Source organism: Pseudomonas sp. FBF18 (assembly GCF_024261405.1).
GTDB classification, from domain to species: domain Bacteria; phylum Pseudomonadota; class Gammaproteobacteria; order Pseudomonadales; family Pseudomonadaceae; genus Aquipseudomonas; species Aquipseudomonas palmensis.
Genome location: NZ_QKRS01000004.1, coordinates 270,156 through 289,069, shown reverse-complemented (window position 1 = coordinate 289,069; position 18,914 = coordinate 270,156). Strand labels below are relative to the sequence as shown.

The window sequence follows — 18,914 nt, the reverse complement described above, 5'->3', positions numbered from 1 at the left end:
TTGGCTGCCCCGATGACTTTAGGTTTAAAGTCAACTTCAAGGTCAACAGAGTGTTCAGGGTGGGTTATGCGAATAGGCGAACTGGCGAAAATCAGTGGTTTGGCGCCCTCACGCATCCGGTTCTACGAGTCGAGCGGCTTGATCAAATCTGTCGAGCGCAAAGCAAATGGTTACAGGGACTACGCGCCTGATACCAAGTGGGTGTTGGAGGTCATCACCGCAGCGCAGGCGGCGGGTTTTTCATTGGAAGAAATTCGGCAGTTGATGCCGATGAATGCCAGCGGTTGGCAGCACGATGAATTGCTCAGCGGGCTTAAGCAAAAGGTTGAGGAAATCGCTGTTCTACAGCAACGGCTAGCCCACAACAAAGCGCAGCTTCTGCTCGTCATCAAGGGCATCGAGGATAAGCCCGAAAGCATGGCGTGCGCGGAAAATGCGCAAATGCTGATCAATCGCCTGCGTGAAGAAGGCATTGGCAAAGCGCCGGGCAAGCGTGCGGTGCGTTAAGGTCAAACTCCATTGCTGCACTGCGCAAAAGGGTATTGACCTTAAAGTTGACTTTAATCTTAAGGTGGCCTCCTCTTCAGTTGAGGGCTGCTCCATGAATGTGTTCGACACCCTGATGCTTCCCAACGGTTCAACCATCAAGAACCGAATCGCCAAAGCTGCCATGGAGGAGAACATGGCGGATGCCGATCAGGCGCCTTCCAAGGACTTGCTGCGTCTCTATCAAGCATGGGCCGACGGTGGTGCCGGCCTGATCATTACCGGCAACGTTATGGTCGACGGCCGCGCCATGACCGGACCGGGTGGCGTGGTGTTGCAAGACGATCAGCAACTGCACAAGTTCAAGCACTGGGCGCGTACAGGTCGGTCTGGCGGTGCGCAGTTCTGGTTGCAGATCAATCATCCCGGTCGCCAGATGCAGTCCAATCTTGGGCAAAAGACCTGGGCCCCGTCAGCCGTGCCGCTGGACCTCGGCAAAATGTCCAGGCGATTTGCCACACCTCATGCGATGACCCCAGGCGTGATCGAAGAGGTTGTTCAGCGCTTCGCGAATACCGCACGCCTCGGCGAGCAGGCCGGATTCACTGGTGTGGAAATTCATGCTGCCCATGGCTATTTGTTGAGCCAGTTCCTTTCGCCGTTGACCAACCAGCGCACGGACGAGTGGGGTGGCCCTCTGGAAAACCGGGCGCGCCTGTTGCTAGAAATCGTCAAGGCGGTCAGGGCTGTGGTTTCTGCGGATTTTGCAGTGGCGGTCAAGCTGAACTCCGCCGATTTTCAGCGCGGAGGATTCACCGCCGATGACGCGAAAAAGGTGGTTGAGTTGCTCAACGACCTGGGCGTGGACATGGTGGAGTTATCGGGAGGCAGCTACGAAGTACCCGCCATGCAGGGTGACGCGCGCGATGGTCGCACCCTGGCTCGCGAAGCCTATTTCGTCGAGTTCGCCCGTGATATCCAAACCGTCGCCAACATGCCGGTGATGGTCACTGGCGGTATACGCCGCCGCCCGGTGGCCGACAGCGTCGTGCAGAGCGGTGTGGACATGGTGGGCATCGGAACCGCTCTTGCTATCGACCCGCACCTGCCTCGCCAGTGGCTGGCGGGCAACGACAATGCCCCGCAATTGCCGCCGATCACCTGGAAAAACAAAGCCATGGCGGCCTTGGCGAACATGGCTGTAGTGAAGTTTCAACTGCGTAAACTCAGTCGCAGTAAAAATCCCGACCCGAGTGTTTCACCGTTGCTCGCGCTGATCCTGCAACAGGCCGCCATGGCCTTTCGCACTCGCCAGTACCGGAGATGGGTAGAAAAGTCTTCGCATTGCAACGGCCTGACCATCGCAGCGCACGGCGATGGTCTGCCTGGATGACACCTGCGCAACATCACTGAAGACGTTGCGCCAGGTGCTACGCGAGTGTTGTTCCGGGCTTAAAGCCCCCACCGCCCCAGCTCGGGCTTGCGCTCGTCAAGCAGCAGTGCAGGCGCCATGGCGCTCGCCATGTTCAGCAAGTGCATGTCGGTAGATACCGGTGACAGCAGCTGCACGCCAATCGGCATCTGTGCTTCATCGAATCCGGCGGGTAGGGCGATTGCCGGGGTGCCGAGGTAGTTACTGGCGCGGCTGAACGTGCCGATGCTCACGTGAGCAGCGTCCTGGTCATCAAGAGGCAGGGCCCCGTGACCGCTGACCGGCATCAGCAGAACACCGGATGAGCCGATCGCTCGTCTGAAGGCCTCGGCGGCGTGGGCACGCTGTGCAACGGCGTGTTCGTAGTCGTCACGGCTGATGGCCGCGCCGGCCAGGATGCGATTGCGCACCACCTCCCAGAGCGGCTGCGCAGGGTCATGTGCAAGGTGGCCGAACTCGCGATACCCCTCATAGGCAATGATCATCGAGTTGCACTCGGACAGCCGACCGATGTTCAACTCATCCTCTGGAACCCAGCTCTGGAGCGTCCAGCCGGCCTTTTCCAGGGTGCGCAGGGCCTGATCCCATACCTGGCGAGCGCCCACGGACAGCGCACTTGGGAACGCGCTCTGGTCCAGTACGAACACCGTGCCCGGCTTGGCTGGTACCAGCTCACCTGCAAGGTCGGCCTGAACGCTCGACCCACTGCCGGTAGACGGGCTGGCAAGGATGGCCGTGAGTGCATGGGCGTCGCCGACATCACGGGCGATCGGGCCCAGCACGTCGAGGCTGGGCGCAAGCGGAACCACACCGTGCACGCTGATGACCCCGCTGGACGGTTTGAAGCCGACCAGATGATTGAGCGATGCGGGGGCTCGGATCGATCCGCCGGTATCGCCCCCCACTGCAACAGGTACAAGCCCTGCGGCAACAGCAACCGCCGCACCTGAAGAGGAACCGCCCGGGGCGCGATGTAGCGTTGTGTCCCACGGGTTCCAGGGCGTGCCTCGGGTCGGGTTCTGCCCGGACAGGCCGAACGCAAATTCGGTCATCTGGGTCTTGCCCAGGATAACCATTCCGGCCGCCTGCAATCGTTGCGCGACGGTGCTGGTCACGGCACTGACACTGCCCAGGCGGCTCAACGAACCTGCCGATGCCGGGGTATGGGCGATTTCGATGTTGTCCTTGATGGCGACCGGTACGCCATGCAAAGCGCTCAATGGGTGGCCTGCCTCGAGCGCACTGTCGGCGGCATCGGCTGCCGCCAGGGCTTGCTCTGCGAACACTGCGGTAAAGGCATTGAGCTCGCTGCCGCGAGCAATGCGGTCCAGAAAGTAGTGCGTGACGGCACGCGAGGTGATCTGCCGGGTAGCGATCAGATGGGCAATCTGCAGGGCAGACTGGAAACATAGGGCTTCGGATCGTTCGAGCATGGGTTCTAGGTTCTAAGCGGTGTGGGTCGGTAATCCCCGTATCCGATACTCGTTGACGGGGATTGCATGGCGTTGTTCGAGCCAGTGACTATTTCAGTGGCTTTCCGGCTGTTTCCGGCATTTTGATGAAGGTCACAAGCGTGAGCGCGGCGCCTGCGAGCACGTAGTAGAAGAACCAGCTCTCCTGACCGTTGCTCTGCAGCCAGGTCAGCAGATACGGCGTGGTACCGCCCAGCAGCGCCACCATCAGGTTGTAGGGAGCACCAATGCCGACGGCGCGAACGCGGCTGGGGAACTGTTCGGACATGATTGCCGGGGCGATGGAGGTATAGAGCGCGTAGAGCATAAGGCCGAACAGCTCCACCATCAGGATCGACGAGAACGTCGGCTGCATGCTGGTGATGATCGGGTAGAAGAACACCAGGTAGCCCAGGGCGAACACGATCAGTTGCGGCTTGCGCCCGAACTTGTCAGAGAGCATGCCGAAGAGTGGGTGCACGAGCATGAACGCGACCATTGCAACCGTGTTTGCAGCGAACGCTGTCGAGGACTCCACGTGCAGCGCACGGATGGCATAGGTCGGGATGTAGATGACGAACAGGTAGAAGGCAAAGGTGCTCAGGATCGAAAAGCCCACGATCCGCAGGGTCTCGCGCGGATAATCGCGCAGCAGGGTGCGCAGCGGTTGCTTCTCTACCTTGTCTGCGGTTGGCGGCGTGGAGGCTTCTGCTTCAGGTACCGACATACGCAGCCAGATGCCTGCGATACCGCCCAGGGCGCCGAGCAGGAACGGAATGCGCCAGCCGAACTCTCTCATCTGTTCCTCGGTGAGGAGGGTGGTCAGCGCCCAGCCGATCGCCGAGGCGGTCAGAATGCCCGCGGCGGAGCTGAAGAACACAAAGCTCGAAAAGAACCCGCGACGGTGGTCCGGCGCCAACTCGGCAAGGTAGGTAGAGGCTGAAGCGTATTCACCGCCCAGCGACAGGCCTTGCATCAGGCGCGCTATCACCAGTAAGACCGGCGCGAGCAGGCCGATCTTCTCGTAGGTGGGGGTGATGCCGATCATCAGGGACCCGCCTGCCATCAGCAGGATGGTGACCCCCAGTGCCGATTTGCGGCCATAGCGATCAGAGTAGATCCCCAGGGCCCAGCCACCGATCGGGCGCATGAAGAACCCCACGGCGAAAATCGCGAAGGTCGCCAGCAGGGACGCCGTTTCGTCATTTTTTGGAAAGAATTGTGTGGAAAAGAACACCGCGAACGACGCATAGATCGTCCAATCGAACCACTCCACCGCATTGCCAATGCTGCCAGCAGCAATTTTGCGCGCGGTTGATACCTGCGGCTTTGCCGCTTCGGACGTTTGAGTCGCATAATTCATTGGCTTGTGCCTTTGGGTTTGAGTTGTAATTGTTTTTAGACATATGCGGCGTTTTTTTGTATTAATTTGGCCACTTGAGCGAAGGTATTGTAAGGATATGGTCTCGTCAACCGTTGATTCTGATGAAAAAAGACATTTTGCGTTGGATGACGCGGATCTGGCCTGCCTGATTGCACTGCAGGCGAACCCTCGCGGCACTTGGCGGGATCTGAGTGCCGGCTGCGATGTGGCGGAGCGTACGCTTTCGCGTCGCCTGCAACGCTTGATGGACAACGGGTATATCCGGGTGATCGGCGAGCTCGACCCGGTTGTGGTGGGGAGTGGCCCGGTGCTACATGCCTGGATTCGGGTAGCAGACGGTCGTCAGAGCGAAGTGGCGCAGCACCTGGCGCAGTGGGCACAGACGCAGGTTGTGATGGCGACAACGGGCGAGTTCGACATCTTCACCGAGATCAACCTGCCCAGCGTGGAAGCGCTTTCTGACATGGTGGTGCGGGAGTTGCCGCTGGTGCCGGGGGTTAGGCAGGTTCAAACGCAAGTGGTGCTCAGGTCGTTCCGACGAGCCAGCCGCTGGCGTATTGATGGTTCGGTGCCTACCGAGCCGGTGCTGGCCGGGCCTGTGAGCCTGAGTGCTGACGAAATGCGGTTACTCGGCGCCCTGACCCTGGATGGAAGGGCCAGCCTGGGCGTGCTTGCCGAGACATGTGGAGTCAGTGAGCCGAAGGTTCAGCGGATGCTGAGTGGGCTCGTCGACAGCAATGCCCTGACATTTCGTGTGGAGCTCGAGCCGTTGCTGGTGGGCTATGGGGTAGAGGCGATTGTGTCGTTGCAGACTCGACCGGGTGCGGCGGAGGGCATTGCCCAGGAACTGGCGAAGGATGAACACACGCGTTGCCTGTTTGGCACCAGTGGCGGCTCGCAGCTGTTCTGGCATGTGCTGTGCCGTGATATCCATGATCTATGGACCGTCTCGACCGCCCGCATGGGATCCCTGGAGGGGATCATCTCGTGTGAGACCAATACGGTGGTCAGGGCCTACAAAAGGGCGGGGCGAGTGCGTCGAGGGTTGATGGTCGAGTAGGGTTCATGCCTGCCTTTGAGCAAGCAACGTAGCTGGCTACGTTGCCTGTTTGGGCTTCCAGTAGTCCATCTCGGCCACCGCTCTTTCAATGTCATCCATGTCGTCGCAGCCCAGCTCGAGGTCGAACTTTTCAGTGATTGTTCTTCGCATGGCGGCCAGTCGACGGGTGATCTGGTTTTCATCGATGAACCGTGTCGTCTCTTCGCAATACAGCGCTCTGTCGCCTGGGCTGATGTCGCCATCAACCTCCCTGTAGTAATGGCGGGCAATGTCTCTCAGGGAAATGAGCATGTATTCGATATCGGCGACAAGGTGGATGGCTTCCTCTCCAGACAGGAGGATTTCTCTGTTTTCCTTGAGCAGTTTCAATGGGTCTTCCACTCGATCTTTGAACGGGCCGGGTAGCGAGGATATCCCATGTGGCGCTGGCGAACCCCATTGCGGGTCACTCGGATGATGACGGCCCTTGCGGGTCATTCACCAGAGCGGCCGCCGTCGCATGCAGCACCTGCACCAGCCACAGCACCGCGGCCCCCTTGCGGTAAAGCTCATTGACGGTCACGGGCGGGTGTTGGCGTACCACGCTCAAGCTGCTGAACCTGCCGTGCTCATCGTGAAAGGGTTGGGTCCAGCCGAGGCAAACGCCGTGATCCTGCGCGCCTGCCCACAACTCGGGGGGGCTGGTGAAAGCCTCTGGTGTCCACAGCAACGGGAAGGATGAGTGCCGGCTGTGCGCAAGCAGGGGCTCAACGACCGCAGGCTCATGGCGACGGTAGCGCTCGCCCCATGGGTTGGGGCAGTTGCTTTGTGTGATCGAAAACGTCGGGGTGGTGAAACTGAAGGCGTAGCAGTCGAAACCCAGGCACCGAAGCAGCTTTTCCAATTGCGCCAACTGGCTGTCCAAGTCCTTCGAGCACACCAGCTGACGCAGTTGCTCCGTTGTCCAGTGATCCATCGTTGCTCATCCCTGCATGATGTGAACATCCGTGGATACAGATCAGTTTCTCCTGATAAATACGTATCAGATGCGCCTTTTACGACTGTAGCTCAGCTTTTTTGCGCTATTGCAAAAAGCGCTAACGCTTTTGCCGGGTGGCCTGCCTCTGGTCGGACCCGCCCTCAGGGTCAAGCTCGCGCAGGCTTGCGGGCCCTTGTGCCGGTGATTCACCAGTCACCCGGCACAGCAACGCGCTGACTCGCTCGCCGTCCACCACACCCCGTGCCTGCAAGAGGTCGGCCACTGCTACCAGCCCCGCCCAGTACCGGCGTACCAGGCAGCCGGACCGGGCGATGGCCAGGGCCTCGGCATCGAGCAGCTTGTGCGCGGGCAACAGGCTGATCAGTTCATGCCCGCGGCAGCGGTCGCCACGGCCGCTGCCGCGCAAGATCCGGTCATAGCGTGCGTGCCGGTGGATGGCTTCGGCCACGGGCCCGGCAAAGCAGTGCAGCAGGTCGCGCTCGATGGGTTCGACGAGGGAGGGCAGGTATTCGGCAATGCCACGGGCGGCAAAGGCCGGGTGCACGATCAGGTAGTCCGCCTCCACCAGCCCCTCGGCAAAGTGCGCACGCCCGTTCAGGTCGATCAGCGGGCCGCTGGCGGCCTGGGCGTGGGTCAGCACGGTCACCCGTGCAATGGGCTGGCCGTTCCACCACACGGCCAGGGCGTGACCGGCCTCGTGGATGGCGGTTGAACGCGGGCGCATGTCCATGGGGCGAGCCTCCCGTGGGGTGGTCGCTCGCCCTGACTACGCCTGCGTTATCGGTGCACGGCTCAGCGAGCGTTTGTCCTACCTTCTGCTCCCTGGCGGGTTCCGTATAAGAGATTATGGCTATCACCCACCAATACTGCGGCTATTTGCCGACTCGGGGGCGGCGAACTAGCCTTAGTTCGGTGCCGGCGCCAGCTGGCCGACCCATCCTGATGAAGAGACAAGATCGCGGCGCTCAGCCGTTCGAGTCGTTGACGATGCAACCTGTGTAACTGATTTCGCACGTTGCCACGGCGCCCTGGCAGGGCTGCCTGGCGACATGAACTCGACCAAGGGTAGCTCTCACATGGCAACTGAATCGAAATGCCCGTTCAATCATGCCGCCGGCGGTGGCACCACCAACCGTGACTGGTGGCCCAACCAGCTCAACCTGAAGATCCTGCATCAGCACGCGCCCCAGGCCGACCCGCTGGGCGAGGGCTTCGACTATGCCCAGGCGTTCAAGAGCCTGGACTTCCAGGCCCTCAAGCAGGACCTCACCGCGCTGATGACCGACTCGCAGGACTGGTGGCCGGCCGACTTCGGCCATTACGGGCCACTGTTCGTGCGCATGGCCTGGCACAGTGCCGGCACCTACCGTACCGGCGACGGGCGCGGCGGTGCCGGCTCCGGCCAGCAGCGCTTCGCGCCGCTCAACAGCTGGCCCGACAACGTCAGCCTCGACAAGGCGCGGCGGCTGCTGTGGCCGATCAAGCAGAAGTACGGACGGGCGATTTCCTGGGCCGACCTGATCGTGCTCACCGGCAACGTGGCGCTGGAGTCGATGGGCTTCAATACCTTCGGGTTTTCCGGCGGTCGCCCGGACGTGTGGGCGCCGGACGAGGACGTGTACTGGGGCTCGGAGAACAAGTGGCTGGGCGGCGACACGCGCTACGGCAAAGACCCTGAAGCCATGCAGCCGCCGGGCGAGGGCACCCTGGTGGCCGAACCCGAGCAGCACGGCAATGAAGAAAGCCGTACCGAGCAGGGCCGCAACCTGGAGAACCCCCTGGCCGCAGTGCAGATGGGGCTGATCTACGTGAACCCGGAAGGCCCGGAAGGCAACCCCGACCCGGTCGCCGCCGCCAAGGACATTCGCGAGACCTTCGGGCGCATGGCCATGAACGACGAGGAAACCGTGGCCCTGATCGCCGGCGGCCACGCCTTCGGCAAGACCCACGGCGCCGGCCCGGCCGACAACGTGGGCCCCGAGCCTGAAGCGGCAGGCCTGGAGGAGCAGGGCCTGGGCTGGAAGAACAGCTTCGGCAGCGGCAAGGGCCCGGACACCATCACCAGCGGCCTGGAAGTGACCTGGACCACCACCCCGACCCGCTGGAGCAACAACTTCCTGGAGAACCTGTTCGGCTTCGAGTGGGAGCTGACCAAGAGCCCGGCCGGGGCCCACCAGTGGACGCCCAAGGGCGGCGCCGGCGCCGGTATCATCCCCGACGCCCACGACCCGTCCAAGCGGCGCAACCCCACCATGCTGACCACCGACCTGTCGCTGCGCTTCGACCCGATCTACGAGAAGATCTCGCGCCGCTACCTGGAAAACCCCGACCAGCTGAGCGATGCCTTTGCCCGCGCCTGGTACAAGCTGATCCACCGTGACATGGGCCCGCTGTCGCGCTACCTGGGCCCGGAACTGCCCGCTGAGGAGCTGCTGTGGCAAGACCCGATTCCCAAGGTCGACCACCCGCTGGTCGATGACGGCGACATCGCCGCGCTCAAGGCCAAGGTACTGGCCTCGGGCCTGTCGGTGGCGCAGCTGGTGTCCACCGCATGGGCGGCGGCTTCCACCTTCAGGGGTTCGGACAAGCGCGGCGGTGCCAATGGCGGGCGGCTGCGCCTGGCCCCGCAGAAGTTCTGGCAGGCCAACCAGCCCGAACAGCTGGCCGCCGTGCTCGCGACCCTGGAAGGCATCCAGAACGAATTCAATGGGGCGCAGGCCGGTGGCAAGAAGATCTCCCTGGCCGATCTGATCGTGCTGGCGGGCAACGCCGGTGTCGAGCAGGCCGCGAAAAACGCCGGGCATACGGTCACGGTGCCGTTCACGCCGGGGCGCACCGATGCCAGCCAGGAGCAGACGGACGTGGAGTCGTTCGGCTTTCTCGAACCCATTGCCGATGGTTTTCGCAACTACCTCAAGGGGCACTACCGCGTGCCGGCCGAAGCGCTGCTGATCGACAAGGCGCAACTGCTGACGCTCAGTGCACCGGAGATGACGGTGCTGGTGGGCGGCCTGCGGGTGCTGGGGGCCAATGTGGGCCAGAGCAGCCATGGCGTGTTCACCCAGCGGCCGCAGGCGCTGACCAATGACTTCTTCACCCACCTGCTGGACATGGGCGTGGAGTGGAAGCCGGTGTCCGAGGCCGCTCAGGCGTTCGAAGGGCGTGATCGCAAAAGCGGGCAGGTGAAGTGGACCGCAACCCGGGTCGACCTGGTGTTCGGCTCGAACGCGCAATTGCGGGCCGTGGCCGAGGTGTATGCCAGTGCGGATGCGCAGCAGCAGTTCGTCAGCGACTTCGTGGCGGCCTGGGCCAAAGTGATGAACCTGGACCGTTTCGATGTGAAGTAGCGCGTTCGCCGGCAAGGCCGGCCCCTGCAGAGCAGCACACCCCCTGCAGGGGCCGGCCTTGCCGGCCAAGCGAATGCCTGCAGTACCGGCTCACACGCTGGCCGGCACCTCCCGTTGCAGCGCAAGGCGTGCAACAAGCCGCGTACAACCCGGCAGCGAAACCACCTCCAACTGACCGCCCACCCGGGCGATGCGCGCATGCATGCTGCGCATGCCCACGCTCACCCCGGCGCGCTGTACCGCCAGCACGTCGAAGCCGATACCGTCATCCTCGATGTTCAGCTCCAGGCTGTCGGGCTGCGGCTGCTGCAGCTCAACCTGCACATGCCGGGCACGGCTGTGCTTGACCACATTGGTCAGCGACTCTTCCACCAGGCGTGTCAATGCCATGCACTGCAAGGCGCTGGGCGGTGTGCGCCACTGCGCGGCAAAGTGCCAGGTGCAGGTCACATCCAGTTCGTCGAACAGCTGGGTGAAGCGATGGCGCAGCGGGGCGATCCATTCCTGCGGCGTGGCCGGCACCTTGATGCCGGCGCTGGAGCCATTGTCGATGGTCTGGCGCAGGTCATCACGCAGCAATTTGAGCATCGACAGAAACTGCGGGCCCTGCAGCGGCGTGCTGGCCTGCTCGACCATGGCCATCATGCGCACCAGCGAGCCGCCCAGCCCATCATGCAGGTCGTGGGCGATCTGCAGGCGGTCCTGCAGGCGGGAGTTGGTCAGCGCCAGGGCGTGTTCGCGTTCGAGGGTGGTGGCCAGTTCCCCGCGAGCGCGCTCGATGCCTTCGGCCAGCTCCAGGTTGAAGCGCTCGATGCGGCGCACGCTGCGCGCATGGCGCAAGCCCAGCACCACCGACATGCACAGGGTCGTCACCACGCTGGTGAGCGGTGTCCACGCGGGCGTTTCGCCGATCAGCTTCAGCATTATCAGCAGGTCATGGGCCCCGGCCAGCATGAATATCAGCAGGCTGGCGGCCAGCCACACATGCTCGGGCCGCCGGGTGCGCAAGGCATGCAGCTGAAACTGCAGGCAGTTGAGGAAAAACACCGTCGCCGTGCTCAGCACCGCCACCAGTTGCGCGTTGCCGACGCGGGCATCCGGGGCCAGTGCCATCAAGGCCACCAGTGCGGCAGTCAGCAGCCAGAGTGCCCTCTCCAGGCGCGGCAGCGATTGCCCGCCAAATCGCCAGACAAACACGCAGAAACAGGTGACGTACATCACCAGCGCGATGCCGTTGAAGCGCGCAGCCATCAGGGTGGTGGAGAAGGGCCAGGGGCTGGTCATCAGTATATTGGCGATGAACAGCACCCAGCACAGGGCCATGGCCGCATACCAGCCAAAGATCCGTTGCTCGCGGCGGATCACCCAGATACAGAAGAACAGCCCGCCCAGCACCGCCGAGACGGTCAGGTTGAGCACGAACAACGAGCGGTTGGTCCACAGCAACTCTTCATACAGCTGGCGTGCCGAGGCCTCATCCCCCAGGTACACCGGCCCCAGCCCGGGTGACTGTACCGCCAGGCCCACCACACGTACCCACAGCGTGTTGACGCCTTCGTTCAACAGGCCTTCGGGCAGGTGCCAGTAGCGGGGCATGTTCCAGCTGCGTGACAGCGGCTCGCTCAGCTGGCTGTCACGCCACAGGCGCTGGTCGTTGACGAACACTTCGCCGGCCATGATCACCGAGCGCAGCGTCAGTGCCACCGGCATGCGTTGACCGGCCGCGCAGTCGCGCTGCCACTGGAGGCGGTACCACACCGTGCCGTCGTGCTGCGGCCAGCGTCGGCTCCAGTCGTCGGGCAGGGTCACGGCCTGCCAGGGGCCGGCCTCGGGGCGGTTGCCCTGGTCATCACCCTGGGCGGTGGCTACCGACAGCACCTGCACGGTGCAGCTTGCACCGCCCGGCGTTGCAGCCTGCGCTGCACCCGACAGGCACAGGACGAGCAGCCAGCACGCCATCAGGCCTCTCAATCGAGCAGGCCACGCGTGCGTGCCGCATGGATGGCGCGGGTGCGCGAAGACACCGCCAGCTTGCGATAGATGCGTTTGACGTGGCATTCGACGGTGTAGCGCGACAGGTTCAGCTGTTCGGCGATTTCGCGGTTGCCCAGGCCCTCGGCCACCAGGCGCAGGATCTGGTCTTCACGCGGGGTCAGGCGTTCGCCATCGGCGGTGTCGACCGGCTGGGCGGCCCCCGGGCGCAGTTCCTCGATGATGCGCCGGGCCACGAACGGGTCGATGGGGGCGCCGCCGCGCAGCACGCTGCGCAGCGACAACAGGATCTCCAGGTCGTCGCGTTCCTTGAGCACATAGCCGGTGGCGCCTGCCCGCAGCGCCGCGAGCAGGGTGTCTTCGGTGCTCCATGCCGAGATCACCAGGATCGCCTGGCCGGGGTCGGTGGCGTGCATCTCTTCGATCAGCTCGATGCCGTTGCCGTCGGGCAGGCCCAGGTCTATTAGCGCCAGCGCCACCGGCTGCACTGCCAGGCAGGCGCGGGCCTCGGCCAGCGAGCTGGCGAACAGCAGGGCCTCGGGCCGGTAGCCCAGTTGCAGCAGCAGGGCTTCCAGGCGGCGGTGGATCAGCGGCTCGTCCTCTACCAGCAGTACCGGCGCGAGCAGCGTGAGTTCGGGAACAGTCGTCTGGATAGGCATGGGCAGTCTCGGGCGCGCGGTGGGGGCGACTGTGCCCCATGCAGCGGCCAATAGGTATCCCTGAAAACAGGTAAATGAAGCCTCATAGCCTACCCCACGCCCCGGTGCTAGCCCAGCGCCATTACCGCGATCACGCCCAGCGCCAGCAGCACCAGCATCGCCCCCGTGGCCCGCTCCAGCCACGGCAGGGCACGGGCGAAGCGGCGGCGCACGTGGCGGTTGCCGATCACCACCGCCACCAGCAGGTCCCACGCCAGCACCACGCCGAACATCCACAGGCCGTAGGCCAGCTTCCAGCCAGGGCTTGCCTGCGGCCCGCTCAGCATGGCCGCCAGGCTGGCGTAGAACAGCGCGTTCTTGGGGTTGAGGATGCCGGACACCACCCCCATGCCGGCGGCGCCCAGCCAGGTGGTGGCCGCGGGCGACGGTGCCGGCGACCCCTGCGGGGCAACCTCCAGCGTACTGGCACCGGCATGGCGGATGAACAGCCAGCCCAGGTACAGCAGGTAGGCGCAACCGGCCAGTTGCAGCACGATGAACAGCGTGCTGTGCGGCTGCAGCACCGACACGCCGGTAAAGGCGGCGACGATGAACACCCCGTTGGCCAGTGCGATGCCCAGGCAGGCTCCGCTGGCCACGCGCCAGCTGGTGGCCAGGGAGGTGCGTGCCACCAGGAAGAAATCCGGCCCCGGTGACAGCAGCGCCAGAAAGTGCGCTGCTGCAATGATCAGGAACTGCTCCATGTAACCTTCACTTCTATGGATGTGGGTCCAGGAAGTGTGTGGCGGGGCCGGGGGCGGCGTATTGAACAAAATTGCGCAGGTTCAGGCGGCGTGACGGGCGAACAGCTTTTCCAGTTGCTGCCACAAGGCCGGGTCGGTGCTGAACGCCACGTTGAAGCGCATCCAGCCGGTGGCCTGGGCGTCGACCATGAACAACTGGCCGGGGCCGATCATGATGCCGCGCTCCAGGGCGTCGTCCACCAGCGCTGCGCTGTTGGCGATCTGCGGGTGGCGGGTCCACAGGTACATGCCCTCGTCGGACTCGACGAAAATCTCGAAGCCCAGGCGGTTCAGGCGCCGGCTGACCTCCTGCTGCGCCTCGGCCAGGCGCTGGCGCAGGCGCTTGAGGTGCTTGCGCCAGCGCCCGTCGGTGATGGCCGCATACACCACGCGCTCCATCACCTGTGAGGTGGTCAGGCCCGAGCGCATCTTCAGTTGCAGCAGCTTCTGGATCAGTTCGGGGTTGGCCAGCATGTAGCCCACCCGCACGTTCGGCGAGATGCTCTTGGAATAGCTGCCCACGTACACCACCTGCTGCAGGTGGTCCAGGCTGCTCAGGCACGGTTGCGGTTCGGCCACCATGTCGGCGTACAGGTTGTTCTCCACCAGGCGAAAGCCGTGTTGCGCCGACAGTTGCAGCAGGCGGTGCAGTTGCGCCAGCGGGGTGCGCGAGCAGGTGGGGCTGTGCAGGTGCGGCTGGGTGAAGAACACCGTGGGCCGGTGGTGGGCCAGCAGCCGCTCGAGATGCTCCAGGTCATACCCGGCCGGGGTGCGCGGCACGCCGATCAGGGTGGCGCCCTGAAAGCGCAGGATGCTCATCAGGTTGGGGTAGCCCGGGTCGTCCACCAGCACCACATCGCCTGGGCGCACCAGGGTGCGCACCGCCAGGTCCAGCGCCTGGCTGGCGCCGTGGGTGAGCATCAGCTGGTTGGGGTTGGCCACGATGCGCTGGTCCTGCTCCAGGTTCTGCGCGGTGAGGGTGCGCAGCTCGAGCAGGCCCATGGGGTCGCCGTAACCGCTCAGTTCCATCACGCTGCCGGCCACCTGGCGCAGGCCGCGGCGCAGGCCGTCCTCGAACATCCACTCGTTGGGCAGCCAGCCACAGCCGGGCTTGAAGGCCAGCTGGCGGCTTTCGAAGATGTTCTGCAGGTACCACTCGGAGTTGAACTCCGGCTTGCCCGGCTCGGCGTCGCTGGCCTGGCTTTCGATGCGCTCGTTCACCGAGCGGTTGACGAAGAAGCCGGCATTGCCGCGGCTGACCAGCAGGCCCTGGGCCACCAGCCGATCGTAGGCTTCGACCACGGTGAAGGTGCTGACCGAGTAGGTGGCGGCGAAGGCGCGGATGGACGGTACCTTGGCACCGGGTTTGAGGGTCTGGTTCTCGATCAACTCACGCAACCCGTTGATGATCTGGTTGACGAGCGGGGGGGCGGAGTCGGGTCGTAATTCAAGCATGTTGGGGCTGTGCCTTCAGGGTGCGTAACGCCTGGCGCCTGCAGGGAACGGGGGTGTACTGCATTGGCGGCCTGTACAGTGCAGTGCATATTTCACGGCGCTGTGCATGGCTCTCTGTGTCGTACATTTTTACATTAGGGGTCTGTATTCGCCAGCTAAAGCATGTTGAGAGGCCCGATCACTACCGCCAGGGGCAAGCCCCCGGGCGTGCACAGCACGATTGCCGACCTTCAAGGCCATGGATGCCCGCCGGGTTTGCGATCCATCCCGTACACAATCAGACACTGACGAGCAATGAAGCCCGGCATTCGCCGGTCTTGCGTGTTCGCTGGAAAAAGAAAAACAAGGGGTAGACAACTGATGGACGCTACATCGACTTCCACATCCTCCAAGGTGGAGCCCGAGAGCAAGCTTAGCGCTTCGCTCAAATCGCGCCACCTGACCATGATGTCCATCGCCGGGGTGATCGGCGGTGCGCTGTTCGTGGGCTCGGGGAGTGTGATCCACAGCGCCGGGCCGGCCGCCATCCTGGCGTACCTGGCCGGCGGCATCCTGGTGGTGCTGATCATGCGCATGCTGGGTGAAATGGCCACCTCCTCGCCAGACACCGGCTCGTTCTCCACCTACGCCGAGCGCGCCATCGGGCGCTGGGCAGGCTTCACCATCGGCTGGTTGTACTGGTGGTTCTGGGTCATCCTGATGGCCTGGGAAGCCTATGTGGCGGGCAAGATCCTGCACGGCTGGTTCCCCTCCATCAGCGTCAACGTGTTCGTGCTGGCCACTACCCTGGTGCTGATCAGCGTCAACTTCTTCAACGTCAAGCACTACGGGGAGTTCGAATTCTGGTTCGCGCTGATAAAGGTGGTGGCGATCATATGCTTCCTTGTGGTGTGCGGGCTGGCCGTGGCCAACCTGTGGCCCACCGGTGAGGTCCACGGCATCACCAACCTCACGGCCCAGGGCTTCATGCCCAATGGGGTAGAGGCAGTGGTGGTGGCCATGCTGGGGGTGATGTTCGCCTTCCTGGGCGCCGAAATCGTGACCATCGCGGCCGCCGAGTCGAAGAACCCGTCCGAGCAGATCGTCAAGGCCACCAACTCGGTGGTGTGGCGTGTGTGCCTGTTCTATGTGGGTTCGATCTTCCTGATCGTGGCCCTGGTGCCGTGGAACGACCCGCTGATGGGCCAGTCGGGCTACGGTTCGTACCGTCGTACCCTGGAACTGCTGGGCATTCCGGGCGCTGAGTTCGTGATGAACTTCGTGGTGCTGACCTCGGTGAGCAGCTGCCTGATCTCGGCGCACTACACCGCCTCGCGCATGCTGTTCTCGCTGTCGACCCGCGGTGATGCACCGTCGTTCTTCAAGATCACCCGCGCCGGTACCGGTGTGCCGGTGTTCGCCATCATCGGTTCGTGCTCGGTGGCGGTGTTCGTCGCCCTGATCAACTTCAGCGACACCCTGCGCCCGAAAGACGTGCTGGACGTGCTGATGAACACCACCGGCATGATCGCCTTGCTGGTGTACCTGGTGATCGCGTTCTCGCAACTGAAGATGCGTCGCAAGCTGGAAGCCGAGGGCAAGGAAATCCGCCTGAAGATGTGGCTGTTCCCGTGGCTGACCTACCTGGTGATCGTGTTCATCATCGGGTGCCTGGTGACCATGGCCTTTGTGCCGGACTACCAGGTACTGGTGTTCTCCACCGGTGCGGCCGCGGCCATCGTGGCACTGATGGGCGTGTTCATGCACGTGCGTGCGGCCAGGCAGCTCAAGGGCTGACAGGCACCATGACGAAAAAGACCAGGGCCGCAAACGGCCCTGGTTTTTTTTTGCCTGCCCGTGGCGCGGATGCCGTGCGCCGGGTTCGTCCTACAAGCAGTGGCCGTGATGCCGGTAAACAATCCCCATTACGGCACCGGGCAATCATCGCAACGTTGATTGCAGTGTGCCAGTACGCCTGCCTAGCATGCCCGTTTGCTCGATTCGGCACGGAGTGCAGGCATGAAGATCGTTCACAAGGCTGGCCTGGCGGCCGCCACATTGCTGTTCATTACCACCGGATTGCTGTCGGTCGCGCAGGTCAGCCAGGTGCGCGACGCCCTGCACAAGCAAGTGTCTGCCGGCATCGCCGAGTCCAGCGGTGCCCTGGCCCGGCAGATAGAGAACTGGCTGAACGCCAAGCTCAAGCTCATGGGCCTGGTGGCGCAGGTCATCGACAGCCGCTACAGCCCTGAAAACACCCAGCGCATCATCGACAGCCCGATGCTCAAGGACGAGTTCATCCTGATATTCGGCGCCTTGCAACGCGACGGCAAACCCCTCACCAACACGCCCAGCTGGCGCCCCGATGCGAGCTGGGACGGGCGCACACGGCCCTGGTATGCCGTCGCCAAGGGCGCCGACAAGGCGGTGCTCACCGAGCCCTACATCGACTCGGCCACTGGCGAAACGCTGATTTCGGCGGTCACGCGCCTCCACGATGGCGCTACCTTCGCCGGCGTGCTGGGCGGCGATATCCGCCTCAAGAGCGTGGCCGATGCCATCAATACCCTGGACTTCAACGGCGCCGGCCATGCCTTTCTGCTCAGCCGCAACGGCACGATCATTTCCCACCCCGACAGCCAGTACAACGGCAAGCCCTACAGCAGCCTGTTCGATGGCCAGCACCCGGCGCTGGACAGCCAGCTGCAGACGGTTCGAACCGGCGATCACGATTCACTGGTGTCCTTCACCCCGCTGACCTACCTGGAGGGCATGGACTGGTTGATCGGCGTGGTGCTCGACCAGCGCATCGTGATGGCCGAGGCCGACAGCCTGACCTGGCGTGCAGTGCTGGCCACGCTGCTCGGCGTGCTGGTGAGCCTCGTGGTGCTGGGCCTGCTGCTCGGGCGCCTGCTCAAGCCGCTGGAGCTGCTGCACCGCTCGTTCCATGAGGTCAACCAGGGCGACGGCGACTTGACGCGGCGCCTGCCCGACGGCGGCAATGACGAGGTGGCGCTGGTGTCGCGCGAGTTCAACGGCTTTCTGGGCAACCTGCAGAACCTGATCCATCAGGTGATGAGCACCTCCAACCAGGTGCGCGAGAGCACCCACCTGACGTCGGCCGAAGCCACCCGGACCGATGAACGCCTGCAGCGCCAGTTGCAGGAGCTGGACCAACTGGCCACGGCCATGCAGGAGATGGCCTCCACCGCCGAAGACGTCGCGCGCAACGCTCAGGCAGCGGCGCAGGCCGCAGTGATTGCCGACGAGGAAGCACACGGCGGCGAGGACGTGGTGCGACGCTCGACCGCGGCGATCCGGCAACTGGCCAGCGAAATGGACGACACCGGCCATGCAATCAATGACCTGTCACGCCTCAGCGACAACATCGAGTCGATCCTGGCGGTGATTACCAGCATTGCCGAGCAGACCAACCTGCTGGCGCTCAATGCTGCCATCGAGGCTGCACGTGCCGGCGAGACGGGGCGAGGTTTCGCGGTGGTGGCTGACGAGGTGCGCACGCTGGCCTCGCGCACCCAGCAGTCGACCCAGGAGATCCGCCAGATGATCGACCAGCTGCAGGCCGGGGTGCGCCACGCCGAGTCGCGCATGCAGCACAACCGCGACAGCGCCGGCAAGACCGCCGAGGAGGCGGGCGCGGCCAACGACATGCTCGTGCGCATTCGCCAGGCGATCACCCGCATCAACGACATGAACACCCAGATCGCCACCGCGGCCGAGCAGCAGAGCGCCACCAGCGAAGAGATCAACCGCAACACCACGACCATTCGCGACATCAGTCATGAAGTGGCCGCAGGCACCCAGGTGCAGGTGCGCCAGTGTGCGGTGATGGTGGAGCAGGTGGGGCAACAGCACCACCTGCTGGGGCGCTTCAATCTGTGAGGCGG

The 18,914-nt window shown here is 63.7% G+C and carries 15 protein-coding genes; 6 read left to right on the top strand and 9 right to left on the bottom strand.

The annotated features are described in order from the left end of the window. Positions 1 to 66 precede the first annotated feature (66 nt). Together DN387_RS09340 and DN387_RS09335 are read left to right on the top strand one after the other, a co-directional pair. Positions 67 to 507 carry a MerR family transcriptional regulator gene (locus DN387_RS09340; RefSeq protein WP_043861680.1) on the top strand — a complete coding sequence of 147 codons (441 nt, stop codon included), beginning with the start codon at positions 67 to 69 and terminating at the stop codon, positions 505 to 507. Between the two features lie 94 nt (positions 508 to 601). Continuing rightward, positions 602 to 1,879 (top strand): NADH:flavin oxidoreductase/NADH oxidase family protein, encoded by a 1,278-nt coding sequence (locus DN387_RS09335; RefSeq protein WP_054914267.1) that lies wholly within the window; start codon positions 602 to 604, stop codon positions 1,877 to 1,879. 59 nt (positions 1,880 to 1,938) lie between these two features. Here DN387_RS09335 and DN387_RS09330 read toward each other — a convergent pair whose 3' ends face one another. After that, complete coding sequence (locus DN387_RS09330) at positions 1,939 to 3,351, bottom strand: amidase (protein WP_054914268.1); 1,413 nt, start codon at positions 3,349 to 3,351, stop codon at positions 1,939 to 1,941. Between the two features lie 88 nt (positions 3,352 to 3,439). Further along, complete coding sequence (locus DN387_RS09325; protein ID WP_043861683.1) at positions 3,440 to 4,732, bottom strand: MFS transporter; 1,293 nt, start codon at positions 4,730 to 4,732, stop codon at positions 3,440 to 3,442. Positions 4,733 to 4,829: 97 nt separating this feature from the next. On the opposite strand from DN387_RS09325, the gene DN387_RS09320 reads away from it, so the two are divergent. Continuing rightward, on the top strand, positions 4,830 to 5,813 hold the full coding sequence (locus DN387_RS09320) for an Lrp/AsnC family transcriptional regulator (RefSeq protein ID WP_054914269.1): 984 nt from the start codon (positions 4,830 to 4,832) through the stop codon (positions 5,811 to 5,813). 36 nt (positions 5,814 to 5,849) lie between these two features. Here DN387_RS09320 and DN387_RS09315 read toward each other — a convergent pair whose 3' ends face one another. From DN387_RS09315 to DN387_RS09305, 3 genes are all read right to left on the bottom strand, one after another. Further along, positions 5,850 to 6,182 carry a hypothetical protein gene (locus tag DN387_RS09315; protein WP_054914270.1) on the bottom strand — a complete coding sequence of 111 codons (333 nt, stop codon included), beginning with the start codon at positions 6,180 to 6,182 and terminating at the stop codon, positions 5,850 to 5,852. A gap of 76 nt (positions 6,183 to 6,258) precedes the next feature. Next, the gene (locus DN387_RS09310; RefSeq protein WP_054914271.1) at positions 6,259 to 6,768 is read right to left on the bottom strand and encodes an autoinducer binding domain-containing protein; all 510 of its coding nucleotides are present in this window, start codon (positions 6,766 to 6,768) and stop codon (positions 6,259 to 6,261) included. Positions 6,769 to 6,889: 121 nt separating this feature from the next. Continuing rightward, positions 6,890 to 7,522 (bottom strand): hypothetical protein, encoded by a 633-nt coding sequence (locus DN387_RS09305; protein ID WP_236066335.1) that lies wholly within the window; start codon positions 7,520 to 7,522, stop codon positions 6,890 to 6,892. A 346-nt stretch (positions 7,523 to 7,868) separates the two neighbouring features. On the opposite strand from DN387_RS09305, the gene katG reads away from it, so the two are divergent. Next, positions 7,869 to 10,139, top strand: a complete 2,271-nt coding sequence (katG, locus tag DN387_RS09300; protein WP_054914272.1) for a catalase/peroxidase HPI — start codon at positions 7,869 to 7,871, stop codon at positions 10,137 to 10,139. Positions 10,140 to 10,229: 90 nt separating this feature from the next. On the opposite strand, the gene DN387_RS09295 is transcribed toward katG, so the two are convergent. From DN387_RS09295 to DN387_RS09280, 4 genes are all read right to left on the bottom strand, one after another. Then, positions 10,230 to 12,098 carry an ATP-binding protein gene (locus DN387_RS09295; protein WP_218186775.1) on the bottom strand — a complete coding sequence of 623 codons (1,869 nt, stop codon included), beginning with the start codon at positions 12,096 to 12,098 and terminating at the stop codon, positions 10,230 to 10,232. A gap of 8 nt (positions 12,099 to 12,106) precedes the next feature. Beyond that, the gene (locus DN387_RS09290) at positions 12,107 to 12,790 is read right to left on the bottom strand and encodes a response regulator transcription factor (RefSeq protein WP_054914274.1); all 684 of its coding nucleotides are present in this window, start codon (positions 12,788 to 12,790) and stop codon (positions 12,107 to 12,109) included. Positions 12,791 to 12,897: 107 nt separating this feature from the next. Then, on the bottom strand, positions 12,898 to 13,533 hold the full coding sequence (locus DN387_RS09285) for a LysE family translocator (RefSeq protein WP_043861688.1): 636 nt from the start codon (positions 13,531 to 13,533) through the stop codon (positions 12,898 to 12,900). Between the two features lie 81 nt (positions 13,534 to 13,614). After that, entirely contained in the window at positions 13,615 to 15,027 is a 1,413-nt protein-coding gene (locus DN387_RS09280; RefSeq protein WP_043861689.1) for a PLP-dependent aminotransferase family protein, read from the bottom strand. A 360-nt stretch (positions 15,028 to 15,387) separates the two neighbouring features. Here DN387_RS09280 and DN387_RS09275 point away from each other — a divergent pair, with 360 nt between their 5' ends. Together DN387_RS09275 and DN387_RS09270 are read left to right on the top strand one after the other, a co-directional pair. Beyond that, positions 15,388 to 16,803, top strand: a complete 1,416-nt coding sequence (locus tag DN387_RS09275; RefSeq protein ID WP_054914275.1) for an amino acid permease — start codon at positions 15,388 to 15,390, stop codon at positions 16,801 to 16,803. Between the two features lie 222 nt (positions 16,804 to 17,025). Continuing rightward, positions 17,026 to 18,909 carry a methyl-accepting chemotaxis protein gene (locus DN387_RS09270; protein WP_054914276.1) on the top strand — a complete coding sequence of 628 codons (1,884 nt, stop codon included), beginning with the start codon at positions 17,026 to 17,028 and terminating at the stop codon, positions 18,907 to 18,909. Positions 18,910 to 18,914 lie beyond the last annotated feature (5 nt).